Annotated in this window: 11 protein-coding genes; 9 read left to right on the top strand and 2 right to left on the bottom strand. The window is 67.2% G+C overall.

Annotated elements, in window-relative coordinates; all coding sequences use genetic code 11:
- Positions 1–113 precede the first annotated feature (113 nt).
- Together OC184_RS18000 and OC184_RS18005 are read right to left on the bottom strand one after the other, a co-directional pair.
- Positions 114–746, bottom strand: coding sequence for an acyl-homoserine-lactone synthase (locus tag OC184_RS18000; protein WP_265508536.1), 633 nt, complete (start codon positions 744–746; stop codon positions 114–116).
- Complete coding sequence (locus OC184_RS18005; RefSeq protein ID WP_265508537.1) at positions 743–949, bottom strand: hypothetical protein; 207 nt, start codon at positions 947–949, stop codon at positions 743–745. Before OC184_RS18005 ends, OC184_RS18000 begins: the two co-directional genes overlap by 4 nt.
- 134 nt (positions 950–1,083) lie before the next feature.
- On the opposite strand from OC184_RS18005, the gene OC184_RS18010 reads away from it, so the two are divergent.
- The 9 genes from OC184_RS18010 to OC184_RS18050 all read left to right on the top strand — a co-directional run bounded on the left by OC184_RS18010 (position 1,084) and on the right by OC184_RS18050 (position 11,424).
- On the top strand, positions 1,084–1,701 hold the full coding sequence (locus tag OC184_RS18010; RefSeq protein WP_265508538.1) for a helix-turn-helix transcriptional regulator: 618 nt from the start codon (positions 1,084–1,086) through the stop codon (positions 1,699–1,701).
- 131 nt (positions 1,702–1,832) lie between these two features.
- Positions 1,833–3,248 (top strand): dihydrolipoyl dehydrogenase, encoded by a 1,416-nt coding sequence (locus OC184_RS18015; protein ID WP_265508546.1) that lies wholly within the window; start codon positions 1,833–1,835, stop codon positions 3,246–3,248.
- 2 nt (positions 3,249–3,250) lie between these two features.
- Positions 3,251–4,024 (top strand): hypothetical protein, encoded by a 774-nt coding sequence (locus OC184_RS18020; RefSeq protein WP_265508539.1) that lies wholly within the window; start codon positions 3,251–3,253, stop codon positions 4,022–4,024.
- Between the two features lie 62 nt (positions 4,025–4,086).
- The gene (locus tag OC184_RS18025; RefSeq protein WP_265508540.1) at positions 4,087–4,971 is read left to right on the top strand and encodes a 2-dehydro-3-deoxygalactonokinase; all 885 of its coding nucleotides are present in this window, start codon (positions 4,087–4,089) and stop codon (positions 4,969–4,971) included.
- Positions 4,972–4,982: 11 nt separating this feature from the next.
- Positions 4,983–5,585: a 2-dehydro-3-deoxy-6-phosphogalactonate aldolase gene (locus OC184_RS18030; RefSeq protein WP_265508541.1), complete on the top strand. Its 603-nt coding sequence runs from the start codon at positions 4,983–4,985 to the stop codon at positions 5,583–5,585.
- Between the two features lie 146 nt (positions 5,586–5,731).
- Positions 5,732–6,853, top strand: a complete 1,122-nt coding sequence (gene gmd / locus OC184_RS18035) for a GDP-mannose 4,6-dehydratase (RefSeq protein ID WP_265508542.1) — start codon at positions 5,732–5,734, stop codon at positions 6,851–6,853.
- A gap of 4 nt (positions 6,854–6,857) precedes the next feature.
- The gene (gene fcl, locus OC184_RS18040) at positions 6,858–7,802 is read left to right on the top strand and encodes a GDP-L-fucose synthase (protein ID WP_322630228.1); all 945 of its coding nucleotides are present in this window, start codon (positions 6,858–6,860) and stop codon (positions 7,800–7,802) included.
- Positions 7,799–10,039 carry a tetratricopeptide repeat protein gene (locus OC184_RS18045; protein WP_265508544.1) on the top strand — a complete coding sequence of 747 codons (2,241 nt, stop codon included), beginning with the start codon at positions 7,799–7,801 and terminating at the stop codon, positions 10,037–10,039. The genes fcl and OC184_RS18045 overlap by 4 nt, the downstream gene beginning before the upstream one ends.
- A 2-nt stretch (positions 10,040–10,041) precedes the next feature.
- Positions 10,042–11,424 (top strand): hypothetical protein, encoded by a 1,383-nt coding sequence (locus OC184_RS18050; RefSeq protein WP_265508545.1) that lies wholly within the window; start codon positions 10,042–10,044, stop codon positions 11,422–11,424.
- Positions 11,425–12,013 lie beyond the last annotated feature (589 nt).

The raw sequence follows: 12,013 nt of genomic DNA on the forward strand, positions 1-12,013 counted from the left end.
GGGGAAAGCTTGGCCATCTGCGCGTCGGTCAGCCAGAAAAGGTCGCTCATGTCACCGCTCCGTTTTCCGAGCCGTGAATCACGCAGCACATCGAAAATCAATGCATCCTGACCCTAGTGCGAGACGGTGCCCGGCACCGGTTCGCGCACCGCGCAGGCGAATGCCAGGAACTTGCCGTCGTCGTTGGACACCAGGTCGCCCATCGGCCGCGGCGTCCAGCCGAGGCGCGTCGCCATCCGCAGGAAGGCAGGCGGCCCCAAAAACAGGCAGTCCGTGGCGCCGACCCGGTGCAGATAGTCGTTCGACACGTCCAGAATACGCTCGGCCAGGCCCGGTATGGGCAGGGCGGCAAAGCGCGTCAGCTCCCAGGCCTGGGCATCGACCGGCGGCTCCTCGTGGCAGAGGTTCGTGGGCATCCCGGGCAACAGCCCGAGATGCGCGTCGCGGATCATGTAGGAATAGACGACCTTGCCGCCGCCGAACGAACAGTCCGTCCGCTTCAGCCGCGCCCCGCCGACCGCGCGCCCGTCCTGGTGGGCGATCACATAGGCGGTGTCGAAAGTGTCGTACTGCTCGAACTCGATCCCTTCGGCATGGTGCAGTGGCCAGGCCATGCGGTCCACGAAGATCTGCTTGCGCAGTCTGAGGAAGCTGGCAACCAGGTCGAAACGCGCCATGTCATGGGGCAGGTTGATGACCTCGACCTTGAGGTCGCTGGCGGTCGTGACGGTGATTTCGTCCCTCATTGCCGCACCCCGTCCGGAAGCTTGGCAAGGCCCAGGAACTGGCGGCCGCCGGTGATCTTGTTGGGCAGCCACAGGCCCCAGGACGTGACCTCGACCTTCAGGACACCGTCGTCGTCGGCATAGGCGTCGAAATAGGTCAGCATCGTCTCGACCATGTCGCGGCTGAATTCAGCCGTGGCGAGCTTCGGTTCACGAATTCCCATTCTCATTCTCCTTGTTAACGGGTCTTAATGAAATGGGCCTGCCGCTGTGGCTTGTCGCGCGAAATCGACGTGACCTGCCTTTTCATTATGTCCGAAAAGACATACGGTCCGCTCATGCCGATCCGAGGGGCAGAATGCTGCACGACCTGATCCCGAACTTCGATGACGAGATTGCGCAGATGCACGCGCTGGCCCCGACCGGCTGGATCATGGGCTTCAACCTGACCTTCAGGGGGCCGGAGCACCTGTTTAACGGCTATCCCGACGCCTGGCGCGCGATCTATGAGGAACGGAACTATTTCTTCGGCGACCCGATCGCGATGTGGACGATGACGCATGACGGCGCCGCCCGCTGGTCAGAGGTGCGCATTCCCGACCTGCGGGGCGTCATGCAGGCGGCTAGGAAGTTCAAGCTGAACTACGGGGTCGCCATCTCTCGCAAGGTGGTGGGCAAGCGCTCGTTCCTGACCCTGTCGCATCCCGAGCGGGAATTCACCGATGACGAGATCGCGGCCTGCGTCGCGCGCTTCAACCTCTGGACTGACATGGTGCTGAACCGCGCCGCCCTGACCCAAGCCGAGCTGGACGTGCTGCGCTGCTTCCGCGACGGCCACGGCCAGCTGGAGACGGCGACCCAGCTGGGCATCGCCGAATCCACGGTCAAGCAGCGGGCGTTGAAGGCCTGCGCCAAGCTGGGTGCGAAAAGCCGCACGCAGGCCGTAGCCATCGCGGTGGCGCGCAACTACCTCTAGGTCGCTTACGATCACGGTCCCGTGAAGGTCCGGCGGGGAACGCCGCGGCCGCCACCTCGGTTGAAGATGCAGATCCACCCTGCCGGAGCGCCCATGACCCCCTGCCCCGCCCACCCGGTCGCCCTGTCGTGATGGCCGAACGTCAGGACCTGACCTGCGACGTCGCGGTAATCGGCGCCGGCACCGCCGGCATCTCGGCCGAACGCGCCGCCCGCAAGGCGGGGGCGCGCACCTTGCTGATCGACCCATGGTTCCGCGGAACGCTCTGCGCCAACACCGGATGCATGCCGTCGAAGCTGCTGATCGCGGCTGCCCATGCCGCGCATGCGGTGCGCCACGCCCCTGTTTTCGGCGTCAATCCCGGCAGCCTGGCCATCGACGGCCAGGCCGTGATGGCGCGCGTTCGTGAGGAGCGTGACCGCTTCGTCGCCTTCACGAAGGAAACCTTCGACGACCTTCCCGAAGGCACCGCCGTGACCGGGCGCGCCAGGTTCGAGGGTCCCGGCCAGCTGGTCCTCGAAGACGGGCGCCGGATCGCCAGCCGCGCCATCGTGATCGCCACGGGGTCCGAGGCGATGATCCCGCCGCCGTTCCGCGATCTGGGGCCCAGGGTCCTGACGACCGAGACGCTGTTCGAGATCCCGGACCTGCCCGAACGTCTGGCCGTGATCGGCGGCGGGCCGATTGGGCTTGAAATGGCGCAGGCGATGGGACGGCTTGGCGTGAGGGTCACCCTTTTCGACAACTCGACGACGCTGGCCAAGGCGCGCTGCGCGGCCGTCCATGACGCGCTGAAAGAGGCGGTGTCGCGCGACCTGACGCTGAGGCTGGGATGCGAGACCTCGGCCGAGGCGGTCGATGGCGGCATCCGCATCGACTGGACTGGCGACGATCCCGGCCGCGCGGTCTTCAGCCATGTGTTGGTCGCGACCGGGCGGCCCCCGAACCTCAAGGGGCTGGACCTGGACCGGTCTGGCTTGGCTCTGGACGATCATGGAACCCCGGTCTTCGACCGCCAGACGATGCAATGCGGCGATTCTGCGGTCTTCATCGCGGGCGATGCCGATGCCGACGTGCCGCTTCTGCACGAAGCCTCGACCGAGGGGGCCATCGCGGGCCGCAATGCCGCCGCCTTCCCCGATGTCGCGCCGAGCGAGCGGAACACGGCCTTCACCCTGACCTTCACGGACCCGCCCGTGGCCAGCGTCGGCGCCTCGCCCGAGGACGGGACGATCTGCGGCCGGTCAGACTATGGCAACCAGGGACGCGCCCGGACCGAGGCGCGGGCCGAGGGGGTGATGTCGGTCTATGCCGATGCGGACGGTCGCCTGACCGGCGCCGATCTCTGCTGTCCGGGGGCCGAGCATCTGTCGCATCTTCTGGCCTGGGCGATCGAGAGTGGCGCGACCGCCCCGCAGATCCTGTCGATGCCCTTCTATCATCCGACGCTTGAGGAGGGGATGAAGGCCGCGCTGCGCGAGATCTGTGGCAAGACCAGCCAACCCGTCCCCGAATCCCGCGATTTCGGCAACCTGCCCGGAGGCTGACGATGACTGAGGCGCTGCGCGAACTGGGGCATGGCTTCTGGTCGATCCGCGGCGACCTGCGGATTGGTGGGGTTTTGAACGTGGGCACGCAGGCGTCGCTGGTCAGGTTGTCCTCGGGGCAGTTCGTGATGCTGGACAGCTATCCCCTGCGTGGAGAGATCCGTGACCGGGTGATGGCGCTGACCGATCAGGGCCGGGCCGTGACGGCCATCCTGAACCTTCATCCGTTCCACACGCTGCATTGCACGACCGTGGCGCGGGACTTTCCCGGGGCATCGCTCTTCGGGTCCTATCGGCACTGGCGAAAGCATCCGGACCTGGACTGGCGGTCCGAGCCTGTCGAAAGCCCCGAGGTCGCCGACATGTTCTCGCGCGATCTGGTCCTGACCCTGCCCCGCGGCATCGACTATGTCAGCGGGAACGAACGCGTTCATGCCGGGTCGCTGCTGGCCTGGCATCCGGCCAGCCGTACGCTGCATGTCGACGACACGATCAACCTCATGCCGGTGCCGTCGGCTCTGCGCCGGCTGCTGCCCAGACCGCGCCTGTTCCTGCACCCCAGCATGCCGCGGGCCCTGCAGCAGCGCCCCGGCGCCCTTGAAGAATTCCGGGCCTGGCTGCATGATCTTGCCGCCAAGACCGCCGACCTGCGCTGGCTCTGCGCCGCGCATTCAGGCATGCGAGAGTTCGCGCCGGGCCAGTTCGCCGACGAGCTGCGCGCCGCCTTCCGCCGAATCGAGCCCAAGCTGGCCCGCGCCGAGGCGCGCCAGGCCTAGCGCCGGGGGGTTGCCTTGCCCGCGGCGATCCCGCACACCGGTCCCCGACAAGGGAGACGCCGTTGACCATTGACTGGATCGCCGCCGATTGGGGCACGACGAACCTGCGCCTCTGGGCGATGTCCGGACGGACCCCGTCCGAGGCCAGGGCGCTGGACCGGGGCATGGGGGGCTTGCGTCCCGACCAGTTCGCCGCAGTCCTGGCCGAAGAGACCGACGGCTGGCCCGCCGTTCCGGTCATCGCCAGCGGCATGGTCGGCGCGCGGCAAGGCTGGATCGAGGCGCCCTATGTCCCCGCCCCCTGCCCCGCCGTGCCGCAGCTGGTGCCGGTTCCGGGCGATCCCGGCGGCCGCCCAGTGCGCATCGTCTGCGGTGTCAGCCAGACCAGCCCGGCCGATGTGATGCGCGGCGAGGAGACCCAAGTCGCGGGCCTTCTCTCGCTCTCGCCAGAGTTCGACGGCATCGTCTGCCTGCCCGGAACGCACACGAAGTGGGTCCGCGTCTCGGCCGATGAGATCTGCAACTTCAAGAGCCTGATGACGGGCGAGCTGTTCGGCCTGATTGCCGGACAGTCGATGCTGCGCCACACCGTCGCGGCCGAGGGCCACGACCCCGACCTGTTCCGGGCCGCCGTGTCGGATGCGATGGCCCGCCCGGAGCGCGGCTTCGGCGGCCTCTTCCAACTGCGGGCCGAGGCGCTGCTGGCGGACCTCGACCCCGTCGCGGCGCGCGCGCGGCTGTCCGGCACCCTGATTGGGTGGGAACTCGCCGCCGCGAAGCCCTGGTGGCTGGGATGCGAGGTGACGATCATCGGCGCCCCCGCCCTTTCCGCGCTCTACGCCGAGGCCTTGACCGCGCAGGGCGTTCCGGCCGCGCAGATGTCGGTCGAGGACGCCACGCTGGCGGGTCTGGCCGCCGCCCATCGCCAGTTTGTGGCCGAAAGCTGAAGGAAAGCCCCATGTCCCGCCCCGTCATCGCCATCCTGCGCGGCCTGACCCCGGCCGAGGCGCCCGCCATCGCCGAGGCGCTGATCGGCGCAGGCATCACCCGGATCGAGGTGCCGCTGAATTCTCCGGACCCCTTGGACAGCATCGGCATCCTGGCGCGTGACTTCGGCGACCGTGCCATGGTCGGCGCAGGAACCGTGCTGACGGTGGATGACGTCACCGCCGTGGCCCGCGCGGGCGGCCGAATGGTCCTGTCGCCCAACTGCGCCCCCGAGGTCATCCGGGCCACGCGCGAGGCCGGGATGGACAGCTATCCCGGCGTGATGACCCCGACCGAGGCCTTCACGGCCCTTGCCGCCGGGGCCACCGCCCTGAAGCTGTTTCCGGGCGAGCTGATCGGCCCGGCAGGACTGCGCGCAATGCGGGCTGTGCTGCCGCAGGGCACCGGCTGCTGGGCCGTCGGCGGCGTGTCGGCCGACAACATGGCCGAATGGCGCCGCGCCGGGGCGGCAGGCTTCGGGATCGGCTCGGCCCTCTATGCGCCGGGCGATAGCGCCGAGGTCGTGGCGGCGAAAGCGGCGCGCATGATCGCGGCCTGGGACGCCATCGCCTGACACCTGCGCGGACCATTGCCCGAAAGTTGCCGCATTGGCAGGCGACTGCATTTTCACGGGTTGTGCTGGTGCAGCGCAAGCGCGAAACTGCGGCTGAAAGACACGCATAGGCTGACGGGCGGCGTCATCAACGACAGGGGATAACGATGGCCAGACGGGCGCTGATCACGGGCATCACGGGGCAGGACGGCAGCTATCTGGCCGAATTCCTGATGCAGAAGGGCTATGAGGTCCACGGCATCAAGCGCCGGTCCTCGTCGCTGAACACGCAGCGGATTGACCACATCTATCAGGACCCCCACGCCAGCGACGCGCGGATGTTCCTGCACTACGGCGACCTGAGTGACACGTCGTCCGTCATGCGGATCATGTCGGACGTCAAACCGGACGAGGTCTATAACTTGGGCGCGCAGTCCCATGTTGCAGTCAGCTTCGCCACGCCCGAATACACCGCCAACGTCGATGCGGTCGGCACGCTGCGCATCCTCGAGGCGATCCGCTTCCTCGGGCTCCAGGACAAGACCCGGTTCTACCAGGCCTCGACGTCCGAGCTTTACGGCCAGGTGCAAGAGATCCCGCAGCGCGAGACGACCCCCTTCTATCCCCGTTCGCCCTATGCCGTCGCCAAGATGTACGCCTATTGGATCACGGTGAACTACCGCGAGGCCTATGGGATCTATGCCTGCAACGGAATCCTCTTCAACCACGAATCCCCCCGCCGGGGCGAGACCTTCGTGACCCGCAAGATCACCCGCGGGTTGGCGAACATCGCCCAAGGGCTGGAGGATTGCCTCTATATGGGCAACATGGACGCCCTGCGCGACTGGGGCCACGCCCGCGATTATGTCCGGATGCAGTGGATGATGCTGCAGCAGGACGCGCCCGAGGATTTCGTGATCGCGACCGGCGTGCAGTATTCCGTGCGCCAGTTTATCCAGTGGTCCGCCGCCCATCTGGGCATCACCCTGCGCTTCGAGGGTGAGGGAGAGGCCGAGGTCGGTGTCGTCGACAGCGTCAGCGGCGACGACGCCCCCGGCGTCGCGCCGGGCCAGACCGTCGTGCGGGTCGACCCGCGCTATTTCCGCCCGACCGAGGTCGAGACCCTGCTGGGCGATCCGACCAAGGCGCGCGAGATGCTGGGCTGGATCCCCGAGATCACCACCCAGCAGATGTGCGAGGAGATGGTGGCCGAGGACCTGAAGATCGCCCGCCGCCATGCGCTGCTGCGCACGCATGGCTATGACATGCCGCTCTATGTCGAAAGCTGATCGGATGCGGGTCTTCGTCGCAGGGCACCGCGGCATGGTGGGCAGCGCGATCCTGCGGCAGCTGCAGGACCGCGACGGGGTGGAGACGATCACCCGCACCAGTTCTGAACTGGACCTGACCGAACAGGAGGCCGTACGCCGCTTCATGGCGTCCGAGCGTCCGGACGCGGTGATTCTGGCGGCGGCCAAGGTGGGCGGCATCCACGCCAACAACACCTACCCGGCCGAGTTCATCCACCGCAACCTGATGATCGAATGCAACGTCATCCACGAGGCCTGGGCCCATGGCGTCACAAGGTTGCTGCAGCTGGGCTCCAGCTGCATCTATCCGCGAGAGGCCGCGCAGCCCATCCGCGAGGATGCCCTGCTGACCGGCCCGCTGGAGCCCACGAACGAACCCTACGCCATTGCCAAGATCGCCGGGATCAAGCTTTGCGAAAGCTATAACCGGCAATACGGAACCGATTTCCGGTCGGTGATGCCGTCGAACCTCTATGGACCGGGCGACAACTTCGACCCCGAGAACAGTCACGTCATGCCGGCCCTGATCCGCCGCTTCCACGAGGCCAGGCGCGACAGGCTGCCCCAGGTCGTCATGTGGGGCACCGGAACACCACGGCGCGAATTCCTGCATGTCGACGACATGGCCCGAGCGTCCCTGTTCGTCTTCGATCTGGACCGCGCCACCTATGACGCCCACACCGACCCGATGCTGTCGCACCTGAACGTGGGCAGCGGCACCGACATCTCGATCGGAGAGCTGGCGGCGATGGTTGCCGAGGTGGTCGGCTATGACGGGCAGATCGTCAACGACCTGACCCGCCCCGACGGCACCATGCGCAAGCTGATGTCGTCGGACCGGCTGATGTCGATGGGCTGGCGCCCGCGGATCGACCTGCGCACGGGCATCCCCGAAACCTATCGCTGGTTTCTGGAGAACCGCGCGTGACGGGGGCGCGGGGCAAGCTGATCGCGTTCCGCGCCGACCGCATGGGCGGGCGGCTGATCGCGCTTCTGAACACGATGCGCTTCGCCCGCAGCTTCGACCTGCCCTTCGTCGTCCACTGGCGCGACAGCGACGGGCTGGGTGACGGGACGGAGCTGTTCGACGCCGATTTCGTGGCCCGCCACTTCATCGACAAGAAGACCTACCAGGCGATGAAGTCGGACGCGACCGCGATCGGCACCGTCCTGCACAGCACCTCGGTCGAACAGTTCCTGGACCACCTGAAGGGCGGAATGCACGTCCTGCTGGACCCGCCCTTCGACGTCCTGCGCCTGCCCTTCGAGGATGAATCCGAGGTCTCGCACACCTTCCGCAAGGTGGTCGAGGAGTTGCCCCTGAACCTTGTTCTGGCGCAGCACCTGGACCTTCTGCGCCGGCAACTGCAGGACGGCCGCCGCACCGTCGCCTATCACATCCGCCGGGGCGATCTGACCAGCGACATGCGGGCGATGAACCGCGCCTGGCCGAACAAGTTCGTCCCTGACGAGTTCTTCGAGGCGCACATGCGCGCCAATATGGAGGGCGACGGCGCGCGGACCATCCTCTTCAGCGACAATGCCAGCGTCCTTGACCGGTATACGCGGATGTTTCCGGACCTGCTGACCTTCGCGCGCGTGGCCGACAGCTCGGCCCTGACCGAGGTGCAGCGCGACGCGGTGGAGCTGTTCGCCATGTCGATGGCGGACCTGATCGTCGCGCCGCCTTCTTCGGCCTTCAGCTCGACGGCCAGAACCATCGGCGGAAACGAGTTCCGCGATGTTGAATCGCAGCTGACGCCAGAGATCAGGCACGAGGCGCTGGACGTCCTGGCCGCGCGGCTGCGCGACGAGCCGCAGCTGTTCGCCAACAAGGGCGAGATCGGGCAGTACCTGGTCTATGCGTGCGAGCATCTGGTCAAGACCGGTCGCCGGTCCGACTTCGTGGGCATCGCCCGCAGCCATATCGAGGACGGGCTGAACATCGCCTTCGTCCACGCCTTGACCGTGCGCGAGATGTTCTTTGACGGCCAGTACCAGGCCATCTGCGACCTGCGCCCGACGATCGACCGCGGCTTCGTGGCCTTCCAGCGCAGCTTCGCACAGGTGGCGCTTTACCACGGCATGGCGCTCTTGATGCTGGGCCGGCGCGAGGAGGCGTGCGAACAGATCATCTCGGCCTTCTGGCACGAACCGGTCGAAGGCGAGATCAATGCCTTGGCTGGCCTGCTGCGCGCGCAGGGCGACTTTCACGACGGCAACTTCTGGGTGACGGATCCGCTGGTCGAGCGTCTGTTCCCGAATCGCTTCGTCTTCGACCATGTTCGCGACTTCTATGCCGCGCCGGTCGAGGCCGGGGTGCTGAAGATCCCGCCGATGGTGCCCACGAACCGCGTGATGGTCTGGGAATGGCCTGACTTCACGCGATCGGACCTGCGCGCGCATTACAGGTTCAGAGGGCATTTCAGGTCCATCCTGAAGATCCTCGAGCGGCGCAGCTGGACAGGCGATCCAAAGGCGCATTTCGACAGCTTCACCGGCATGATCGCCCTGCGCGAGGGCGACCTGGCCAAGGCTGACGCGATGCTGACCGAAGCCGTCGCCGCCAAGCCGGGTGTCGCCATCTTCCACAAGCGGCTGGCCGAATTGCGCCAGGAACAGGGCCGGCACACGGATGCGCTGGCCGCCATCGACGAGGCCATCCGCCTGGCGCCCGACGTCTCGATCTATCGCGCGATGCGCGGCGGGCTGCTGCTGTCGGCGGGCGAGGCCGCTGCCGCGGCCGATGGTCTTCTGGACCTGCTGGCCGAGGGGCAGCTGAAGTTTCCCTCGGTCTTCTTCCTTGCGGCCGACGCCGCCTGCGCCGCCGAGCGCCTGGCCGAGGCCGAGGCGATGCTGCAGAAGGGGCTGTCGCTGGCGCCGATGAACTGGCGCCGCCAGCACGACTTGGCTCGAATCAAGGCCGATCTGGGTGACGCTGCCGGGGCGCAGAGGGTGCTGGAATGGGCGCTTCAATGGGCCGACGACCATCCGCCGCTGGTCATGCTGAACACCGACCTTCTGGTCGAGGACGGCAAGGCCGAGGACGCGCGCAACCGGTTGGAGCGGTTGATGACGCGCTATCCCGACAAGAAGCAGTATGTGCGCCGGCACAGGAAACTTGAAAAGGCCGTGGCCCGCCAGGGGGCCGGGAGGAAGGGCTGACGTTGCAGCACGGCATTCCCGGCGTCGGGAAGGCGCATTTCCTCGTCTACTCCGACCAGACCCAGCCCTACTGCGACAACGCGGTCGATTTCTGCAAGGCCGCGCTGGCGGCAGGGTTCGATACAGCCACGCACCGCACCCGTTCGGACCTGGAGCGGACCGATTTCTGGGCCCATCATCGGCAGGTCCTGTCGTCCGGCCCCCGCGCCGGTCACGGGCTCTGGAAGCCGTTCATCCTGATCGAGGCGCTGCGGGAGATCGCTCCGGATGATGTCGTCCTCTATCATGACGCCGGCAGTCACCCCACCGGCGCGCTGCCCCAGATGCCGCATTTTCCGCGCGAACTGATCGCCCTGGCGGCCCGAACCCAAGACGGCTTCATTCACGGCAGCACGGGCGTGTGGCGGACGCAGGAACAGTACACGCGCCGCGACTGCCTGATCGGGCTGGACGCCGACACCCCGCAGATGCACGCGGCGCCCCTGATCGCCGCCAGCCCGCTGATCTACTTCCCCACGCCCGCCGCGATCGCCTTCCTGAACCGGTGGCTGTCGCTCTGCTGCGACCCCGATCTGGTGACGGATGCGCCCGACCGCAGCGAGACCTCGCCCCTGATGCGCGGTCACCTGGGCGAAGAGGCCATTGGATCGGTGCTGGCGCACAGGCACGGCGCCGCCTTCATCGACGTGCCGCCCGACCTTCTTGGGGCGGCGCGGCGGCGCTTTCCGGACCTGCGGACGCCCGAGGCGCATGTCGCGGTCCTGTCGTGGCTGGCCAGGAAGGTCGACGACCCCGCCGCGCTGGTCCGCGACCTGCATGAGGTCGCGGAACCCACGCCCGCGGTCGAGAGGGTGCCGGCGGATGTCCTCAGGGACGAACTTCTCTGGATCGCCCGGCGTGGGCAGGGCCGCATCTGCACCGACCATCTGCGCGTCATCTTGGCCGAGAACAGGATCATCGGCGCCCGCCTGCACGGGCTCAAGGACGCGGACGGGGCGCGGGCGTTCTGGCGCGATGCTGCGGCCCATGCCAACCGGCGCCTGGCCGAGATGGTGATCGAAGGCGCCCCGCCGTCGCCGCCTGGACTTGAGGCTCTGCTGCTCGATGCCGTCCACGACACGCTTTCCGAGGACCCGGACCTGGACGAGGAACTCGGCGGCGCCCTTGTCTGGAGCCGTCTGGACGAGCGTGGCCGGGACGCCTTCAAGGTCGCACATGGCAACGTCAAGGGTCCGGCAGGCGCGGCCGCCATGACAAAGTTCCTGCATTTTCTGCGCGACCGCAATTTCCCATCGCGAGAACTGGAGCAGAGTGGGGAGTTGGCCGCCTTCGACGCCCAGCTTCGGCGCCACCTGATGGACTGGCTCCTGCTGGACCATCTTTAGCCGACGGCTTCCGTGCCGAGGCCCCATCACCAGCAGCCGTCGCAGCGGTCATTCTGAACACGTGGAGTCCAGTCGGGCTCGGATCCGGGCTGCGGGGAGGCAAGACCCAGAACCACGCGCCAACGGCGCTCATGGTCGCCGCGGCCTTGCGGCTCTTGTGCGATGACAGGTCATCCGGAACGGTCACATCGCCGGGTCGCAGTGTCGGCTCCAGTCGGGTTTCGCCATGGAACTCGAACAGTCTGCGGTTCATGGCACCGTCGATCACCCCGGAGCGCATCCAGCCGGTCATGGCGCAGGGCGGCGATGAAAGTCCGGGCGTTGCAGTGGCCGAAGGGCGCATGGTCGACAAGGCGCGCCTTCTGGAGGCCATCCGGTGGTCCTGGCCATGTTCGCCTTCAGCGACGTCTCGTCGATGAAGCCGAGGCGCGTCAACGCGCTGCGCGTGAGCGGTTGGCGTCGCGTGATGAGAGTGTCAGATTTTCTGTGTATGAGTGATCTGGTCCATGCTTCTTCGACAGGAAGCATGCATGACGATCTCCAAGGAACTGCTGGACGAATTGCTGAAGGGCGTAGAGCGCCCTGAGGA

It is taken from the genome of Paracoccus rhizosphaerae, from assembly GCF_026162645.1.
Lineage (GTDB): Bacteria > Pseudomonadota > Alphaproteobacteria > Rhodobacterales > Rhodobacteraceae > Paracoccus > Paracoccus rhizosphaerae.